This is a genomic window from Streptomyces sp. NPDC051172, from assembly GCF_040682555.1.
Classification (GTDB): domain Bacteria; phylum Actinomycetota; class Actinomycetes; order Streptomycetales; family Streptomycetaceae; genus Streptomyces.
This window is the reverse complement of the sequence record NZ_JBFBBE010000010.1, coordinates 59,221-76,084: the sequence shown is the minus strand read 5'-3', so window position 1 is coordinate 76,084 and position 16,864 is coordinate 59,221. Positions and strand designations below refer to the sequence as shown.

Annotated in this window: 19 protein-coding genes and 1 pseudogene; 13 read left to right on the top strand and 7 right to left on the bottom strand. The window is 69.9% G+C overall.

From position 1 onward, the window contains the following. Positions 1–73: 73 nt before the first annotated feature. Both AB0N07_RS08345 and AB0N07_RS08340 read right to left on the bottom strand, forming a co-directional pair. Complete coding sequence (locus AB0N07_RS08345; protein ID WP_365833391.1) at positions 74–484, bottom strand: hypothetical protein; 411 nt, start codon at positions 482–484, stop codon at positions 74–76. Next, positions 475–987, bottom strand: coding sequence for an ATP-binding protein (locus tag AB0N07_RS08340; protein WP_365833389.1), 513 nt, complete (start codon positions 985–987; stop codon positions 475–477). The genes AB0N07_RS08345 and AB0N07_RS08340 overlap by 10 nt, the downstream gene beginning before the upstream one ends. A gap of 154 nt (positions 988–1,141) precedes the next feature. Between AB0N07_RS08340 and AB0N07_RS08335 the strand changes: the two genes are divergently transcribed. Together AB0N07_RS08335 and AB0N07_RS08330 are read left to right on the top strand one after the other, a co-directional pair. After that, complete coding sequence (locus AB0N07_RS08335) at positions 1,142–2,017, top strand: helix-turn-helix transcriptional regulator (protein ID WP_365833387.1); 876 nt, start codon at positions 1,142–1,144, stop codon at positions 2,015–2,017. After that, entirely contained in the window at positions 2,014–2,220 is a 207-nt protein-coding gene (locus AB0N07_RS08330; RefSeq protein ID WP_365833385.1) for a DUF397 domain-containing protein, read from the top strand. The genes AB0N07_RS08335 and AB0N07_RS08330 overlap by 4 nt, the downstream gene beginning before the upstream one ends. A 22-nt stretch (positions 2,221–2,242) precedes the next feature. Here AB0N07_RS08330 and AB0N07_RS08325 read toward each other — a convergent pair whose 3' ends face one another. After that, the gene (locus AB0N07_RS08325) at positions 2,243–3,499 is read right to left on the bottom strand and encodes an MFS transporter (RefSeq protein WP_365833383.1); all 1,257 of its coding nucleotides are present in this window, start codon (positions 3,497–3,499) and stop codon (positions 2,243–2,245) included. Between the two features lie 151 nt (positions 3,500–3,650). Here AB0N07_RS08325 and AB0N07_RS08320 point away from each other — a divergent pair, with 151 nt between their 5' ends. Together AB0N07_RS08320 and AB0N07_RS08315 are read left to right on the top strand one after the other, a co-directional pair. Next, positions 3,651–4,412, top strand: a complete 762-nt coding sequence (locus AB0N07_RS08320) for a phosphoglyceromutase (RefSeq protein ID WP_365833381.1) — start codon at positions 3,651–3,653, stop codon at positions 4,410–4,412. Between the two features lie 213 nt (positions 4,413–4,625). After that, the gene (locus AB0N07_RS08315) at positions 4,626–5,330 is read left to right on the top strand and encodes a DUF4232 domain-containing protein (RefSeq protein WP_365833379.1); all 705 of its coding nucleotides are present in this window, start codon (positions 4,626–4,628) and stop codon (positions 5,328–5,330) included. A gap of 49 nt (positions 5,331–5,379) precedes the next feature. Here the strand turns inward: AB0N07_RS08315 and AB0N07_RS08310 are convergent, their stop codons facing one another. Beyond that, positions 5,380–5,598 (bottom strand): hypothetical protein, encoded by a 219-nt coding sequence (locus AB0N07_RS08310; RefSeq protein WP_365833377.1) that lies wholly within the window; start codon positions 5,596–5,598, stop codon positions 5,380–5,382. Between the two features lie 44 nt (positions 5,599–5,642). Beyond that, positions 5,643–5,876: a hypothetical protein gene (locus AB0N07_RS08305; protein ID WP_365833375.1), complete on the bottom strand. Its 234-nt coding sequence runs from the start codon at positions 5,874–5,876 to the stop codon at positions 5,643–5,645. A 179-nt stretch (positions 5,877–6,055) separates the two neighbouring features. On the opposite strand from AB0N07_RS08305, the gene AB0N07_RS08300 reads away from it, so the two are divergent. Next, on the top strand, positions 6,056–7,183 hold the full coding sequence (locus AB0N07_RS08300; protein WP_365833373.1) for an NAD(P)/FAD-dependent oxidoreductase: 1,128 nt from the start codon (positions 6,056–6,058) through the stop codon (positions 7,181–7,183). Positions 7,184–7,730: 547 nt separating this feature from the next. On the opposite strand, the gene phoU is transcribed toward AB0N07_RS08300, so the two are convergent. Further along, positions 7,731–8,432, bottom strand: coding sequence for a phosphate signaling complex protein PhoU (gene phoU / locus AB0N07_RS08295; RefSeq protein ID WP_365833371.1), 702 nt, complete (start codon positions 8,430–8,432; stop codon positions 7,731–7,733). Between the two features lie 248 nt (positions 8,433–8,680). On the opposite strand from phoU, the gene AB0N07_RS08290 reads away from it, so the two are divergent. Beyond that, entirely contained in the window at positions 8,681–9,949 is a 1,269-nt protein-coding gene (locus AB0N07_RS08290; RefSeq protein ID WP_365833369.1) for an ATP-binding protein, read from the top strand. Continuing rightward, positions 9,946–10,626 carry a response regulator transcription factor gene (locus AB0N07_RS08285; protein ID WP_015659563.1) on the top strand — a complete coding sequence of 227 codons (681 nt, stop codon included), beginning with the start codon at positions 9,946–9,948 and terminating at the stop codon, positions 10,624–10,626. Before AB0N07_RS08290 ends, AB0N07_RS08285 begins: the two co-directional genes overlap by 4 nt. Positions 10,627–10,867: 241 nt before the next feature. Here the strand turns inward: AB0N07_RS08285 and AB0N07_RS08280 are convergent, their stop codons facing one another. After that, positions 10,868–11,539 (bottom strand): DUF461 domain-containing protein, encoded by a 672-nt coding sequence (locus AB0N07_RS08280; protein ID WP_365833367.1) that lies wholly within the window; start codon positions 11,537–11,539, stop codon positions 10,868–10,870. A gap of 612 nt (positions 11,540–12,151) precedes the next feature. Here AB0N07_RS08280 and AB0N07_RS08275 point away from each other — a divergent pair. From AB0N07_RS08275 to AB0N07_RS08250, 6 genes and pseudogenes are all read left to right on the top strand, one after another. Then, positions 12,152–12,634, top strand: coding sequence for a CarD family transcriptional regulator (locus tag AB0N07_RS08275; RefSeq protein WP_003953493.1), 483 nt, complete (start codon positions 12,152–12,154; stop codon positions 12,632–12,634). Positions 12,635–12,910: 276 nt separating this feature from the next. Then, a complete protein-coding gene (gene ispD / locus AB0N07_RS08270) occupies positions 12,911–13,663 on the top strand; it encodes a 2-C-methyl-D-erythritol 4-phosphate cytidylyltransferase (RefSeq protein ID WP_365833365.1) in 753 nt (250 codons plus the stop codon). After that, positions 13,653–14,159, top strand: coding sequence for a 2-C-methyl-D-erythritol 2,4-cyclodiphosphate synthase (gene ispF / locus AB0N07_RS08265; protein ID WP_365833363.1), 507 nt, complete (start codon positions 13,653–13,655; stop codon positions 14,157–14,159). Before ispD ends, ispF begins: the two co-directional genes overlap by 11 nt. Before the next feature lie 70 nt (positions 14,160–14,229). Then, positions 14,230–15,627 carry a cysteine--tRNA ligase gene (gene cysS / locus AB0N07_RS08260; protein ID WP_365833361.1) on the top strand — a complete coding sequence of 466 codons (1,398 nt, stop codon included), beginning with the start codon at positions 14,230–14,232 and terminating at the stop codon, positions 15,625–15,627. Positions 15,628–15,734: 107 nt separating this feature from the next. Beyond that, positions 15,735–16,676: a 23S rRNA (guanosine(2251)-2'-O)-methyltransferase RlmB gene (rlmB, locus tag AB0N07_RS08255; protein WP_365833359.1), complete on the top strand. Its 942-nt coding sequence runs from the start codon at positions 15,735–15,737 to the stop codon at positions 16,674–16,676. Between the two features lie 92 nt (positions 16,677–16,768). Next, positions 16,769–16,864: pseudogene (locus AB0N07_RS08250) on the top strand (TrmH family RNA methyltransferase); the annotation flags it as partial.

The window sequence follows — 16,864 nt, the reverse complement described above, 5'->3', positions numbered from 1 at the left end:
TTGATTCCCTGCCCCGCGCCTTGATGTTCTCGTTGCGGGGCGGGGGGATCCTCCCAGCTCACTTCACCAGGTCTCAGACGTCTCCCTCCGTGAAGATCGCTTCGGCGGACGTGGCGGTGATGGCGCGGTCGAACCAACGGCCCAGGACATCCAGGTCGTCACAGCCCCTGATGCGCTCACGGTCGGTATCCGTGACGTCGATGCCGCGACGGTCCAGGAGCCGCAGGATGTCCTTGGCCCGGCTCTCGGCCATGCCTTGGGCCATGCCTTGGGCCCTGGCTTCTTCCCGGACTTCTTCGAAGAGGGGCGACTTGTAGAAGGAGAGGTCCACAGCCACGAGTTTCCTCCAAAGCGCGGCGGAGGGCAGCTCGCCCAGCCCCCGTGAGATGAGTTCGATGATGGGGTTCTTGCCGTGAGTGATCGCGGACAGTGTGGCGGGTGCGAGGTCCTTGTCGACCTCGGCCGGGTCGGTGATCACGGGCATGTTGTGCGGACCCGCGACCAGTGGTTGCAGGGTGAGCACAGAAGAAGAGCGCCCGTCGCACCGCAGCACGGGCGGCCGGGTTCCGGTGCCGATACCGGTTCCGGGAGGGCGACTTCGGCCCAGACGGTCTTGCGCGGGTACGGCCCCGGTGCGGCGCCCCAACGGTCGGCCAGCGCGTCGACGAGCACGAGCCCTCGGCCCGACTCGGCGTCCGCGGAGGGGAGTTGGGCGCACGGGGGCCGGTCACCGCGCGTGTCGGTGACCTCGATGCGCAGGGTGCCGCCGACCACGTAGAGCGTGAGCCGGAAGTCCCGTCCCGGTACGCGGCCGTGTGTCGCCGCGTTCGCCGCCAGCTCGGCCACGATGTGCACCGCCGGGTCCAACGGCAGCTCCCAGGAGCGGAGTTGCTCGGTGGCCAGAAGGCGGGCGAGGCGAGCTCCGCGGGGCGTCGGGGACAGCAGGACGCTGAAGTTGCGGATGGAGGCGGCGGTTTCTTGATTCACATCACTCAGCGTGGCCGCATCTGTTTACCGTGAACAGTGACGACGCGGTTGCGTAGAGCGACTGTCCACGGCTTGTCCAGGGTGTCCCAAGCTGTCGGGGCGGTGCGTACGGGTAGGGGCGTCGCGGCACGGTCGTACGACGGAGGGGTGCGGGATGTCGGTGGACGGCGAGGCGGTACGGCTCAGGACCGAGGCGGACGAGCCGGGTTGGGAGGTGGACCCGGACGACGAGTGGGGCGTGGCCGTCATCGCCACCGTGGGACGGCAGTTGAGGCTGCGGCGGGAGGCGGTGGGGCTGCGGGTGCCCGAGTTCGGGGCGGCGGTCGGGTACGGCGACGACATGGTCTACAAGATCGAGGCAGGGAGGCGGATTCCGCGCCAGCAGTATCTGGACACGGCGGACGAGGTGCTGGGGGCGGGTGGGCTGATTTCCGCCACCTGGGAGGACGTGAAGAAGGTCCGGTACCCGAAGAAGGTGCGGGACTTGGCCGCCATGGAGGCCAAGGCGGTCGAGCTTCAGCTCTACGACCCGCTCAACATCCACGGGCTGTTGCAGACGCCGGAGTACGCACGCGGGCTGCTCCTCATGCGGCGCCCTGCGTACACCGTGGACGAGGTGGAGCGGTTCATCGCCGCGCGCGTGGCGCGGAAGGCGCTCTTCGAGCGGGACCCGGCGCCCGAGGTCAGCTTCGTCCTGGAGGAGTGGACGCTGCGTCGTCCGCTCGGCGGGAGGGCGGCGCTGCACAACCAGCTTGAACACCTGTTGGAGACAGGGAAGTTGCGGAAAGTCGAGCTTCAAGTGATGCCAATGGACCACGAGGAGCACGCTGGACTGGCCGGTGGTATTGAGGTGCTGAAGTTCGAGGACGGCTCGGCCGTGGGGCGTTCGCCCGCAGTGGCCAACGGTCGCCCGGTCTCCGAACCCAAGCACCTCCGTATCCTTGAACTGCGGTATGGCATCATCCGGGCTCAGGCGCTCACACCACGTGAGTCGACGGCCTTCATCGAGCAACTGCTGGGGGAAACATGATCCGCACCACCTCGGCCTCCGAGCTGGCCTGGTTCAAGAGCAGCTACAGCAGCAGCAGTGAAGGCGACTCCTGCGTCGAGATCGCGGTAGCGCCCCGCACCATCCACGTCCGCGACTCCAAGCACACCCCAGGCGCGGGCCCCCAGCTCGCCCTGGCCCCGCAGGCCTGGGCCGACTTCGTGACGTACGCCTCCGAAGTCTGACCCGAGCCCGCGTGGCAGGCGCCTACCCCGCCGGGACTTCCGCCCCGGCGGCGGCCGGAACCTTTGCCGTCGGCTCCGCCGCCGGAATCCGCCGCATAAGAGCGCCGTACCCAACGGCGGCCGCCGTGCCGACGACGGCGCACAGGCCCCACAACCACTCCGCGCCGAACCGGTCGATCACAACCCCGGACATCAGCGGAGCGACCAGCGCGGCGAGGGACCACGACAGCGTGTACACGCCCTGGTAGCGCCCCCGCCCGTGCACAGGCGACAGCCGGACGACCAACCCGGTCTGCGTCGGCGCGTTGACCATCTCGCCCAGAGTCCACACGCACACAGTCAGCGCGAAGACGCCGACCGACCCGGCGAAGGCGGTGAGCCCGAAGCCGCACCCGGCCAGCAGGGACGAGACGACGAGCAGCCGCCGGGGGTCCCGGCGCTCGATGAACCGGGTGACGGGGATCTGCAGCGCGACGATCAGCACGCCGTTGACGGCGATGGCCATGCCGTAGTCGGCGGGCGTGAACCCGGCCTCTCCCATCGCGACGGGCAACCCGACTGACCCCTGCTGAAAGACGAGCGCGACCAGGAACGACAGCCCGACGACCCCCATGTACCGCTTGTCGCGGACGACGGTACCGAGACCGACGGCGTCCTCCCGGGCCCCCTTGGCGACGCCGGCGACCGGCCGTGACTCGGGCAGCTTCAGGAAGACCACGACCGCGCAGACGGCCGTCATCCCGGCCTCGATCAGGAACCCGGCGAGATAGCTGAACTCGGCGATGAACCCGGCGGCCATGGAGGAGACGGCGAACCCGAGGTTGATGGCCCAGTAGTTGAGGGAGAAGGCCCGCACCCGGTCCTCGGGCCGCACGATGTCGGCCATCATCGCCTGGACGGCGGGCCGGGAGGCGTTGGACGCCATGCCGACCAGGAACGCGACGGCGGCGATGGCGACGGGATCGTGCACGAACCCGAGGAGCGCGACGGAGACGGCGGTCGACGACTGGGCGATCAGCAGGGTGGGCCGCCGCCCGAGCCGGTCGGCCATGACTCCGCCCGCGAGCGAGGAGACGACCCCGCCGAGCCCGTGCAGGGACGCGACCAGACCGGCGTAGGAGGCGGAGTAGCCGCGGTCGATCGTCAGGTACAGAGCCATGAAGGTGGCGACGAAGGCCCCGAGCCGGTTGACGAGGGTGCTGGTCCACAACCACCAGAACTCGCGGGGCAGACCGGAGACGGTCTCCCGGGCGGCGCGTCTCAGACCGGCGACTGACATCGAGATCCCCCATGGACGTAAGTGGCGCGGACAGCAGGCACAACTTACGCACGAGCCGAGGGGCCGGGCCACTCAATTAACAGATGCCGTCAACTGTCCGCTTGCTGGGCGGGCCTCCTGTGGCCCGAATGCGTGGATTACGCTCTGGGACATGGCCGACGCACCGTACAAGCTGATCCTCCTCCGCCACGGCGAGAGCGAGTGGAACGCGAAGAACCTGTTCACCGGCTGGGTGGACGTGAACCTCAACGAGAAGGGCGAGAAGGAGGCAGTCCGCGGTGGCGAGCTCCTGAAGGACGCCGACCTTCTCCCCGACGTGGTCCACACGTCCCTCCAGAAGCGCGCGATCCGCACGGCGCAGCTCGCGCTGGAGTCCGCGGACCGCCACTGGATCCCGGTCCACCGCAGCTGGCGCCTGAACGAGCGCCACTACGGCGCCCTCCAGGGCAAGGACAAGGCGCAGACCCTCGCGGAGTTCGGCGAGGAGCAGTTCATGCTGTGGCGCCGCTCCTACGACACCCCGCCTCCGCCCCTTGAGGACGGCACGGAGTTCTCCCAGTCGGACGACCCGCGCTACGCGTCGATCCCGCCGGAGCTGCGCCCCCGCACGGAGTGCCTGAAGGACGTCGTCGTCCGCATGCTCCCGTACTGGTACGACGGCATCGTCCCGGACCTCCTGGCCGGCCGCACGGTCCTCGTCGCCGCCCACGGCAACAGCCTGCGCGCCCTGGTCAAGCACCTGGACGGCATCTCGGACGCGGACATCGCGGGCCTGAACATCCCGACCGGCATCCCGCTCTACTACGAGCTCGACGCCGACTTCAAGCCGGTCACCGCCGGCGGCAAGTACCTCGACCCGGAGGCGGCCGCGGCGGCCATCGAGGCGGTCAAGAACCAGGGCAAGAAGAAGTAAGCCGTACTGATCGAGCCCCCTGCCTGCGGTTGCGCTGCGGGTAGGGGGCTTGTTGCTGTGCCGGGGCCGCTGGGCCGTCAGCCGGTTCTGAACTCCTTTGTGGCTGGGCGCAGTTGCTGTTACCGAATGCGGACAGAACCGACTGAACGACGCCTGTGGGGGCGTCATCTCATGGGGTGCAACGAAACAGCAGACCATGGGGGAGCTTTCATCATGACCACGCACCGTACGCGCCGTATCGCCCGTTCCGCCGCCCTGGCCGCCGTCACCGGCGCGCTGGCGTTGGGCCTGACCGCCTGTGGTGGCGCCGACGGCTCGAAGGCGGCGGGCGGCGACCACGCCGCTGGTGCCGCGCAGAACCTGTCCGCGTCCAACACGGACGGCAAGGGCAGCGCGGAGCAGGCCAGCAGCAGTGACACCAAGAAGGGCGCACGCCCGGCGACCGTCTCCGGCGGTACCGGCGAGGCCGCGAGCAAGGGCGCGACGGCCGGCGCCCGGCCCTGCCGTGGAGACGAGATGCTGATCACCGCCGTGCACCGGTTCGCGGGTCAGCAGGGCGACCACCTGCTGATCACCGCGGTGAACGAGGGCAGCAAGCCCTGCTGGGTCACCTCGTACCCGGCCGTGGTGCTCGACTGGAACGTCCACAACATCGCATTGCCGCACTCGAAGAAGGACAACCCGGGCGGCGACAAGCACATCACGCTCCAGCCCGGAGCCAAGGCGTACAGCGCGGTCAACCTCTTCGACTACGGCTCGAAGAACCACACGGCGCAGTCGCTCGCCATCGCGCTGCGGGGCGCGGACGGTCACGACGGCCCCTACTACTCCGTCGTCATGAAGGGCCAGAAGCCGCAGTTCAGCTGGAACGAGGCCGACGTGCTGAACTGGAGCACCAAGAAGCCGTACGACTTCTGACGGCCGTCGGCGGGACAAGGGCGGTGCACAAGATCCCGTCGCGCTTCCGTCACGTCTCCGGACCCCAGCGCTCCGGCCCCACCCCTCGCCAGTCGATCCACGGCGTCTGAGCCACGTCCGCCGGATCGATCTCCAGACCGGCCCGGCGGAGGAACTCCGCGACATCCCTCACGTTGTACGCCAGCCCGAGGATCTCGCCGTCCACGCGCACGCGGCGGCCTCCCGTGGGCGACGGGGGATGCACGATGACGCGAATCGGTCCGGCCATGCCTTCAGGATCATCCGGGACGTCCGGGCCTGCATTCCAGCGTGTCATCGAGGAAGCCGCTCACTGGGGTTTCCGTGTGACCGTCCCAGGTCACGCAGTTCCCACCAGGCTGCGGGGCTCGGGCGCCGGCGCTGCCAGTAGGGATGGAAGTACAGCTGGGCCGACAGCTGGTGCAGGCGTCGGCGCAGCTCGGTGCGGCCGGGGTGCTCCGCGAGCCGGCGGTAGGTGGCGCTCCAGTCCTGCTGCGCCTGGGCGAGGTCGTCGGGGAACGGTCGCATGGCCGAATTCAAGCACGTGTTCGATTTTCTGGGCCAGTCCGGTCGCTGTCGGGTGGATGTAGGCGAGTCGCCGGTGGCTGTCGGGTCGATGTAGGCGGCTCGTCGGCGGGGACTGACACCTTCCAGGGACGGGGGCCGGCCGGAGTTCGCCGGGCGGCCCGAATCCCTGAGGAGCCACCATGCACACACCTGTCACGATCATCGGCGCCGGACTCGGCGGACTCACGCTCGCCCGCGTTCTGCACGTCCACGGCATCCCGGCCACCGTCCACGAGGCGGAGGCCTCCCCGTCGGCCCGCGCACAGGGCGGGATGCTCGACATCCACGACCACAACGGGCAGCTCGCCCTCCAGGCCGCCGGTCTGATGGACGAGTTCCGCGCCATCGTCCTGGAGGGCCGCGAGGCGATACGGATCCTCGACCCGGACGGGACCGTCCTGCTCGACAAGGACGACGACGGCAACGGCGGACGCCCCGAGGCGATGCGTGGCGAGCTGCGGCAGATGCTGATCGACTCGCTCCCGGCGGGCACCATCCGGTGGGGCCACAAGGTCAGCAGCACGCGTGTCCTCGGCGAGGGGCGCCACGAGGTGACCTTCGCCGACGGCACCACCCTCGTCACCGGCCTGTTGGTCGGCGCGGACGGCGCATGGTCGCGGGTCCGGCCGTTGCTCTCCGACGCCACGCCCACGTACACCGGCACGTCGTTCGTCGAGACCTGTCTGCACGAGGCCGACACCCGGCATCCCGCCGCCGCGAAGGCGGTCGGCGGCGGGATGATGATCGCGCCCTCGCCGGGCAGGGACATCTTCGCCCACCGGGAGAGCGGCGGCACCCTGCACATATACGTGGCGCTGTCGAAGCCGCTGGACTGGTTCGCCGCGATCGACTTCACCGACGCCGCCGCGGCGACGGCACGGATCGCGGCGGAGTTCGAGGGCTGGGCACCGGAGCTCACCGGGCTGATCACCGACAGCGACACCGCGCCGGTCCTGCGTTCTCTGTACGCCCTGCCGACCGGGCACCGCTGGGACCGGGTGCCGGGCGTGACCCTTCTCGGCGACGCAGCGCATCTCGCGACCCCCAACGGCGAGGGCGCCAACCTCGCCATGCTCGACGGCGCCGAACTCGGCAAGGCCCTGGCCGCGCACCCGGACGACACCGAGGTCGCGCTCGCCGAGTACGAGCAGGCCATGTTCCCCCGCAGCGCCGAGGCCGCCACCTTCGAAGGCGGCGAGATACCCGGAATCGATTCCGAGGCCGACATCGCCGACCTGGTCGCCCTGTTCACCCAGAAGGGCGAATGAGCCGCTCCTTCCACCGGGTGCGCCCCCTGCGGTCCCGGCCCCCTGCCCGCGTACTCGGCGCAGGCAGGGGGCCGTTCGCAGACCGCGTGCGTGTCGTCAGACCGACAGCGGCACCGCATGCACCTCGTCCGCCGTGTGACCCGTCTGCTCCCGCTGCGCTCGCAGGAAGCCCGGGGCGACCTCGGCGCCCATGACGAAGGGCCCCGGCACAGTCACCGGGGCCCTTCACCGTCGTACGAGTCGTAGGAAATCAACCGGAGCGGTCAGCCGCACTGACAGGGATTACCCGACTGGCACCCGCAGCCGCAGCCCGAGCCGCAGCCGCACGCGCCGAAGAGCGGGAGGCTCTTGATCTCGGCGGGCTGGTCCGTCTCGCGCTCCTGCGTCGGGTCGGGCGTGGTCGGGGCTTCGGCCATGGGTCCTCCTGGAGGCCTAGAGGCTGGTGCCTGTGCCCATTGCATGCCCGCTGTGCTGGGCGCATCAACGGCGCACTGTGGCGTCCATACGCCCCGCCGCCGGGGTTCACGCCCCCCGGGATCCCTTGGCTTTACGCCCCGTCGCCCCCGCCCACCGGCTTGATCTCCGGCTGGACGTCGGCCTGCAGCTCGTCCGCGTGCTCACCCGTCACCAGGAACACCACGCGCTTGGCGACGGCCACCGCGTGGTCGGCGTACCGCTCGTAGTAGCGGCCGAGGAGGGTGACGTCCACCGCCGTCTCGATGCCGTGCTGCCAGCGGTCGTCCAGCAGGTGCTGGAAGAGGGTGCGGTGCAGCAGGTCCATCTCGTCGTCGTCCTGCTCCAGCTGGAGCGCCAGGTCGACGTCCTTGGTGATGATCACCTCGGCCGCCTTCGCCATCAGGCGCTGCGCGAGCTGGCCCATCTCCAGGATGGTCGCGTGCAGGTCGTGCGGGATCGCTCGCTCCGGGAAGCGGAGGCGGGCGAGCTTCGCGACATGCTGCGCCAGGTCGCCCGAACGCTCCAGGTCGGCCGACATACGGAGCGAGGTGACGACGATACGGAGATCCGTGGCCACCGGCTGCTGGCGGGCCAGCAGGGCTATGGCCCGGGCCTCGAGGTCGTGCTGGAGCTCGTCGACCTTCTTGTCGGCCTCGATGACGTTCTCGGCCAGCTTGAGGTCGGAGTCGAGGATGGCGGTCGTGGCGCGCCCGATCGCCGACCCGACCAGCCGGGCCATCTCCACCAGACCGTCGCCGATCGAATCCAGTTCCTCGTGGTACGCGTCCCGCATCAGGGATCCCTCTCTTACGTGTCCTTCGGGGCTGCCGGGGGCAGGGGCTCGTGCGTCCGACGGCCGAAAACCGACCGTTCAAAAACGGCGCTTCGCACCCCACGCTCCCACGTTCCGGCCCGCACGCGTCCGTTTCCGTCATCCCAAATGAACCATCACTGGCTCCAAGGTGAACTCTGGGCGACGAGTGTTCGAGCTCGCACCTCGACGGCTGTGGGGATGTCGTACCCCATGCCTAACCTGTTTGCATGGACGTGAACGCGGCGGTCGCCGCAGCGGCAGCGATCGCCGGGGTGCTCACCGGCGTGATCGCCGTGCTGGCGTTCCGCTGGAGCGAGCGGGAGCAGAACCGCCCCACCCGCACATCCCTGCACACGGACCCGGTGCTTCCGCCGGGCGTGGACACCGTCCTGTCCGTGCTCCGCTCCTCGGCCGTCGTCCTCGACGAGGCCGACGCGGTCGTCAAGGCCAGCTCCGCGGCGTACGCCCTGGGCCTGGTCCGCGGCGGCAGGCTCTCCGTGGAACCGATGCTGCAGATGGCCCGGGACACCCGGCGGGACGGGGAGATACGCCAGGTCGAACTGGACCTGCCGCGGCGGGGCACAGGGCGGGGCGGCGAGGCGCTCGCCGTCTCCGCGCGCGTGGCCCCGCTCGGCTCCCGGCTGGTGCTCCTGCTGGTCGAGGACCTCACCGAGGCCCGCCGCATCGAGGCGGTCCGACGCGACTTCGTCGCCAACGTGAGCCACGAGCTGAAGACCCCGGTCGGCGCTCTCTCCCTGCTCTCCGAGGCCGTCATGGACGCCTCGGACGACCCGGAGGCGGTGGAGCGCTTCGCCGGCCGGATGCAGATCGAGGCCACCCGGCTCACCAGCCTGGTGCAGGAACTCATCGACCTCTCCCGGGTGCAGAACGACGACCCTCTTGAGGACGCCGAACCCGTCCGGGTGGACGAACTGGTCGCCGAGGCCATCGACCGCTGCCGCCACCAGGCCGGCACCAAGCAGATCACCATGGCCGCCGGCGGCACCGCCGACCTGCACGTCTGGGGCAACAGGGGTCAACTGGCCGCCGCCCTGGGCAACCTTGTCGAGAACGCCGTCAACTACTCGCCCGCCCGCACCCGCGTGGGCATAGCCGCCCGTCGGGTGACCGCACCCGGCGGTGACCACATCGAGGTCGCCGTGACCGATCAGGGCATCGGCATCTCCGACAAGGACAAGGAGCGCATCTTCGAGCGCTTCTACCGCGTGGACCCCGCCCGCTCCCGTGCCACCGGCGGCACGGGTCTGGGACTCGCGATCGTCAAGCACGTGGCCGCCTCGCACGGCGGGGAGGTCACGGTGTGGAGCTCCGAGGGTCAGGGCTCCACGTTCACCCTGAGGCTGCCGGAGGCGGGGGTTGCCCGCGACCGCGCGCACCACCACCCCGACCCGGACGATCTCGACGACGAGGCCGACCGAAACACCCCCCAGTCATCCCCGTACGAACCGCTTCCCGCCCCGGAGGTCCTTCCGTGACCCGAGTGCTTGTCGTCGAGGACGAGGAGTCCTTCTCCGACGCCCTGTCGTACATGCTCCGCAAGGAGGGCTTCGAGGTCGCAGTGGCGACCACGGGCCCCGACGGACTCGACGAGTTCGAGCGCAACGGCGCCGACCTCGTCCTCCTCGACCTGATGCTGCCCGGGCTGCCGGGCACCGAGGTGTGCCGTCAGCTGCGCGGCCGCTCCAATGTCCCCGTCATCATGGTGACCGCCAAGGACAGCGAGATCGACAAGGTGGTCGGCCTGGAGATAGGAGCCGACGACTATGTCACCAAGCCGTTCTCCTCGCGTGAGCTGGTCGCCCGCATCCGGGCCGTCCTGCGCCGCCGCGGCGAGCCCGAGGAGGTCACCCCGGCCGCCCTGGAGGCCGGCCCGGTCCGTATGGACGTGGACCGCCATGTGGTCACGGTCTCCGGCTCCAAGGTCGACCTCCCCCTCAAGGAGTTCGACCTCCTGGAAATGCTCCTGCGCAACGCCGGCCGCGTCCTGACCCGCATGCAGCTCATCGACCGCGTCTGGGGCGCCGACTACGTCGGCGACACCAAGACCCTCGACGTCCACGTCAAGCGCCTGCGCGCGAAGATCGAGCCGGATCCGGGCGCGCCGCGGTACCTGGTGACGGTTCGTGGCCTGGGTTACAAGTTCGAGCCCTGACAGGCGCGTGCGTCGAGGGGCGGTTCCATGCGGGCCGGACGGAGTCCGGCGCGGTATCTCGCCGTGTCCGACATGCTGCTGCCGCGTGAGCCGGATCCAAGATCGAGCCTGATCCGGGCGCCGCGGTACCTGGTGACGGTTCGTGGCCTCGAGTGCAAGTTCGAGCCGTGGGCCGTCCACCGGGCCTTACGACGAAGGGCGGGACCTCTCCAGGAGGTCCCGCCCTTCGTCGTACCGGTGCTCAGTGCCTGGCGGCCGGCTTCGACGGCGAGACGCTCGCGGAGGCCGCGTCGGTCGGAGTGGCCGAGGTGGCCGGCTTCGACGCCGAGGCGGACGGGTTCGGCGACGCCGTCGTGCTCTTGGACGGGGTGGGGCTGGTGGCGGGGGTGCCCGTCGGGACCTCGCTCGGACCCCACTTGGTGAAGTAGCTCTCGGACGGCACCACGAAGGCCCGCAGGCTCACCGCGCCGGTCTGGCTGAAGGTGAAGGTGACCTCCTGCGCGTTGCCGTCCTGCACGGCCTCGCGGCTGCTGGGCAGGGAGGCAGCGGCGTTGCCCTTGCCACCGATCACCAGGGACCCGTGGGCCGGGACGGTCAGCGGGCCCTTGCCCTTGGCGGGCTTGAGCTCGGCGGTCTTGCCGGTGCCGGGCAGCGTGATCGAGTCCAGCGTCTGCGCGGTGCTGCCGTTGTTGAAGAGGGTCGCGGTGATCACGGCGGGGCCCGTCGACTGGAGGTCGGGCTGGGTGATGATGTTGACGTTCTGGACCTTGAGGTACCCGACCTTGGCTGCCGCGTTGTCCGGCTTGACCTGCAGCGTCTGGGCGTCGCCGCCCGCGCCGCACGCGGCGAGCGAGGCGATCGAGAACGCAATGGCGGCGGCGGCGAGGGCGCCGCGTCGAAGGCTGCTGCTCACGGCGGCGGCAACTCCTTGACTCGAGCGTGGCGACCGGTAAAGCCGCCCTAAGTGTCTGTCAGCGGCCTTAGGTTACCGAGCCGTCCCCGAGTCGCCGCACCCGACCCTCCCTCTGGCCCGGCATGGCTCACCAGGGAGTAGTCCACAGGGGGTAGCCACGCCCGTCCGACATTCACATAAGTCCCTCCGGCATACCCCGTCCGGCGGGGCGCAAAATTTCCGTGAAGGAATGCGCGGCCGCCCCCGGAATTGATCACGACACGGAACAAGCCACGGAACAACAGGCCACGTAGTCGAGTGCCCGTGATCAATTCCGGAATCGACGCGGAAGCGACTCATGACACCGAACGGAGTAGCGGAAGTCGCACACTTGGAACCGGACATATGCGGACGTTCATCCCCTTGGAGGGGCCTCCGGATGTGTGTAACGCACGGGTTTCACCTCCCCCGGAGAGCCGCTCCGACCTGCGAATACCTTCTTCCGCCGGGCCCGCGCAGCACGTTCCTGTTGCTGTTGTCAAGCCCCGAGATATGCCCTGACCTGCGAAAACGCCATTCAGAACCCGCGGTTTCCGTGTTACTCTGGATAGCCACGGAAGGGGTACCTGTCACATGACGTTCAAGGTTGGCGACACCGTGGTCTATCCCCATCACGGGGCCGCGCTGATCGAGGCCATCGAAACTCGCCAGATCAAAGGCGTGGACAAGACCTACTTGGTGCTGAAGGTCGCCCAGGGTGACCTGACGGTGCGTGTGCCAGCGGACAATGCGGAGTTCGTCGGCGTACGTGATGTGGTCGGTCAGGACGGGCTGGACCGGGTCTTCGAGGTGCTGCGCGCGCCGTATGCCGAGGAGCCCACGAACTGGTCCCGTCGTTACAAGGCAAACCTGGAGAAGCTCGCCTCCGGCGATGTCATCAAGGTCGCGGAAGTGGTGCGTGACCTGTGGCGTCGTGAGCGCGAGCGCGGACTGTCCGCGGGTGAGAAGCGGATGCTCGCCAAGGCCCGCCAGATCCTGGTGAGCGAGCTCGCCCTCGCGGAGAACACGAACGAGGACAAGGCCGAGGCTCTGCTCGACGAGGTTCTCGCGTCCTGAACCTGACAGCAGGCGCAAGCCCGCTTCAGCACTCAGTACATTGAAATGCCGCGGTGCCCGATGACGTATTTCCTGTCGCCGGGCGCTGCGGCATGTTCATATCCAGGCGCCTTGCGTACCTCGTCACTGCCGGGGAGGTTCCCCCGCGATACTTGGCGTGCCGGGCCCGGGCAGCTGGCTCGACCGGTGTCACGGAAGGGTCCGGTCAAGGTGTCGCGCCCGGCACTTCCCAGGCCATACCCACGCAAGGCCAGCACACAAACCTGACAGGAACCGATGTCTGACGATTCGCGTCCTTCGCCCGCCGGAACCCGTACAGCTGCGGTGATTCCGGCCGCCGGACGGGGCGTACGCCTCGGTCCGGGCGCCCCCAAGGCGCTCCGTGCGCTGGGCGGCACCCCCATGCTCATCCATGCCGTGCGCGCCATGGCCGCATCCCGCGCGGTCTCCCTGGTCGTCGTCGTGGCGCCGCCCGACGGCGCGCCCGAGGTCAAGTCGCTTCTCGACGCCCATGCGCTGCCGGAGCGGACCGACTTCCTCGTCGTCCCGGGCGGCGACTCGCGCCAGGAGTCCGTGAAACTCGGCCTCGACGCCCTGCCGCCCGACTACGACATCGTGCTGGTGCACGACGCGGCACGGCCGCTGGTTCCGGTGGACACGGTGGACGCGGTGATCGAGGCCGTACGGGAAGGTGCGCCGGCCGTCGTGCCCGCGCTGCCCCTCGCCGACACCGTCAAGGAGGTCGAGCCGGCGGCGGCACCGGGTGAGCCGGAGCCGGTGGTGGCCACCCCGGAGCGCTCCCGCCTCCGCGCCGTGCAGACCCCCCAGGGCTTCGAACGGGCCGCGCTCGTCCACGCCCACGAGACCGTGACCGACAACGTCACCGACGACGCCGGCATGATCGAGCAGCTGGGCCTGCAGGTAGTGGCCGTACCCGGCCACGAGGAGGCCTTCAAGGTCACGCGTCCGCTGGACCTGGTGCTGGCAGAGGCGGTCCTGGCCCGCCGGAGGCTGAACGATGGCTTCTGACTCCTTCGAAGGGCCGCTGCCCCAGGTCGGCATCGGCACCGACATCCACGCCTTCGAGGAGGGCCGCGAGCTGTGGTGTGCGGGCCTGAAGTGGGAGGGCGAGGGCCCCGGGCTGGCCGGCCACTCCGACGCGGACGTCGTCGCGCACGCCGCGTGCAACGCGCTCTTCTCCGCCGCCGGCCTCGGTGACCTGGGACAGCACTTCGGCACCGGACGCCCCGAGTGGTCGGGCGCCTCCGGCACCACCCTCCTCACGGAGGCCGCGCGCATCGTCCGCGAGGCGGGCTTCCGCATCGGCAACATCGCCGTACAGGTGGTCGGCCCCCGCCCGAAGATCGGCAAGCGCCGCGACGAGGCGCAGAAGCTGCTGTCCGAGGCGGCCGGAGCACCGGTGTCGGTATCGGGCGCCACGACGGACGGGCTCGGCTTCCCGGGCCGCGATGAGGGCCTGATGGCGATCGCGACGGCACTGGTGGTGCGGGCCGACCGGGGGTGAACGTCACGAAACCGTCCCCCTTGAGCGGAAGGGGCGCAAGGCACTGCCCTGCGCCCACTACCCTGGAGTGGTGACCATTCGCCTGTACGACACCAACGCCCGGCAGATCCGTGACTTCGCCCCGCTCACACCGGGTTGTGTCTCGATCTACCTCTGTGGTGCCACCGTGCAGGCGGCCCCGCACATCGGGCACATCCGGTCGGGCCTCAACTTCGACATCATGCGCCGCTGGTTCGAATACCGCGGCTATGACGTGACGTTCATCAGGAACGTCACGGACATCGACGACAAGATCATCGCGAAGGCGGCCGAGCAGAACCGCCCCTGGTGGTCGATCGGTTACGAGAACGAGCGCGCGTTCAACGACGGTTACACCGCGCTCGGCTGCCTCCCGCCGACGTACGAACCGCGGGCGACCGGCCATGTCACCGAGATGGTCGAGATGATGCAGGGCCTCATCGAGCGCGGACACGCGTACGAGGCCGACGGCAACGTCTACTTCGACGTGCGCTCCTTCCCGGGCTACCTGGAGCTGTCGCGGCAGGAACTCGACAACCTCCAGCAGCCCTCGGGCACCGGCGAGACCGGCAAGCGCGACGCGCGCGACTTCGCCATGTGGAAGTCGGCCAAGCCGGGAGAGCCGACCTGGGCGACGCCGTGGGGCCGCGGCCGTCCCGGCTGGCACCTGGAGTGCTCGGCCATGGCGCACAAGTACCTGGGCACCGCCTTCGACATCCACGGCGGCGGCCTCGACCTGATCTTCCCGCACCACGAGAACGAGATCGCCCAGGCCAAGGCCTACGGCGACGACTTCGCGCAGTACTGGGTGCACAACGCCTGGGTGACCATGGCGGGCGACAAGATGTCGAAGTCGCTGGGCAACAGCGTCCTCGTCTCCGAGATGGTCAAGACCTGGCGCCCGATCGTGCTGCGCTACTACCTCGGCACCCCGCACTACCGCTCGATGATCGAGTACAGCGAGGAGTCGCTGCGCGAGGCCGAGTCGGCGTTCGCGCGGATCGAGGGCTTCGTGCAGCGCGTGGTGGAGAAGGCCGGTCCCGTCGAGCCGTCCGCCGAGGTGCCGCCCGCCTTCGCCGAGGCGATGGACGACGACCTGGGCGTGCCGCAGGCCCTCGCCGTCGTGCACACCACGGTCCGGCAGGGGAACTCCGCCCTCGCCGCCGACGACAAGGAAGCCGCCGTGGCCCGCCTCGCCGAGGTGCGCGCCATGCTCGGCGTCCTGGGGCTCGACCCGCTCGATGAGCAGTGGGCCGGTGAGACCGACCGCGGCGACGATCTGCACGGCGTCGTCGACAGCCTCGTACGCCTGGTCCTCGACCAGCGCGAGGCGGCTCGCGGCCGCAAGGACTGGGCCACCGCGGACGCCATCCGCGACCAGCTCAACCAGTCGGGTCTGGCCATCGAGGACGGCCCGCAGGGTCCCCGCTGGAGCCTCGGCCCGCGCTGAGCGCGCAGCTGATCAGAAGATCGATTGTGCCGCCCGGCCGTCCGGGCGGCACACTTCATAGACGTACGAACGCACGCTTCACCCTTTTGAGAGCAGACAGGTAGGTCATGGCAGCCAACAACCGCCGCATGTCCGGCAAGAAGGGCGCGCAGGTCGGCAGTGGCGGCCAGCGGCGCAAGGGCCTGGAGGGCAAGGGCCCGACCCCGCCCGCCGAGATGCGCAAGGGGCACAAGAAGAACCGCATCGCGACCGCCCAGGCCAAGCAGGCGCAGCGCCGTCCCGTGCCGCGCGGCCGCGGCGGCAGGTCGTCGTCCGAACTGGTCGTGGGCCGCAACCCGGTCGTCGAGGCGCTGCGCGAGGGCGTTCCCGCCTCCACGCTCTACGTCCAGCAGTTCATCGACAACGACGAGCGTGTCCGCGAGGCCCTCCAACTGGCCGCCGAGCGCGGCGGGATCAACCTCATGGAGGCCCCCCGCCCCGAGCTCGACCGCATGACCAACGGCCTCAACCACCAGGGGCTCGTCCTCCAGGTCCCGCCGTACGAGTACGCCCACCCCGAGGACCTGGCGAGCGCCGCCTACGACGACGGCGAGGACCCGCTGATCGTCGCCCTCGACGGCGTGACCGACCCGCGCAACCTCGGCGCCGTCGTACGCTCCGTCTCCGCCTTCGGCGGCCACGGCGTCGTCGTGCCCGAGCGGCGCGCGGCCGGCATGACCGCCGGCGCCTGGAAGACGTCCGCCGGCACCGCCGCCCGTACGCCCGTCGCCCGCGCCACCAACCTGACGCGCGCCCTGGAGGCGTACAAGAAGCAGGGCATCGTGGTCGTCGGCCTCGCCGCCGACGGTGAGCACGAGATCGGTGAGCTGGCGGCCCTGGGGGGCCCCCTCGTGATCGTGGTCGGCAGCGAGGGCAAGGGCCTGTCCCGGCTCGTCGGCGAGACCTGCGACTTCCGGGTGCGGATTCCGATGCCGGGTGGTGCGGAGTCGCTGAACGCCGGGGTGGCTGCGGGGGTCGTCTTGTATGAGGCGGCTCGGCGGAGGGCCTGACCGCGGTCGGCGTGGTGGGCGGAGCTCGCCGGTCGGAGGCCGGCGCGGCCGCTCGAAGCCGCGCAGCGTGCGAGGGTGGCGGTCGAGAGGGGTCCTGCGACTTCCGGGTGCGGATTCCGATGCCGGGTGGTGCGGAGTCGCTGAACGCCGGGGTGGCTGCGGGGGTCGTCTTGTATGAGGCGGCTCGG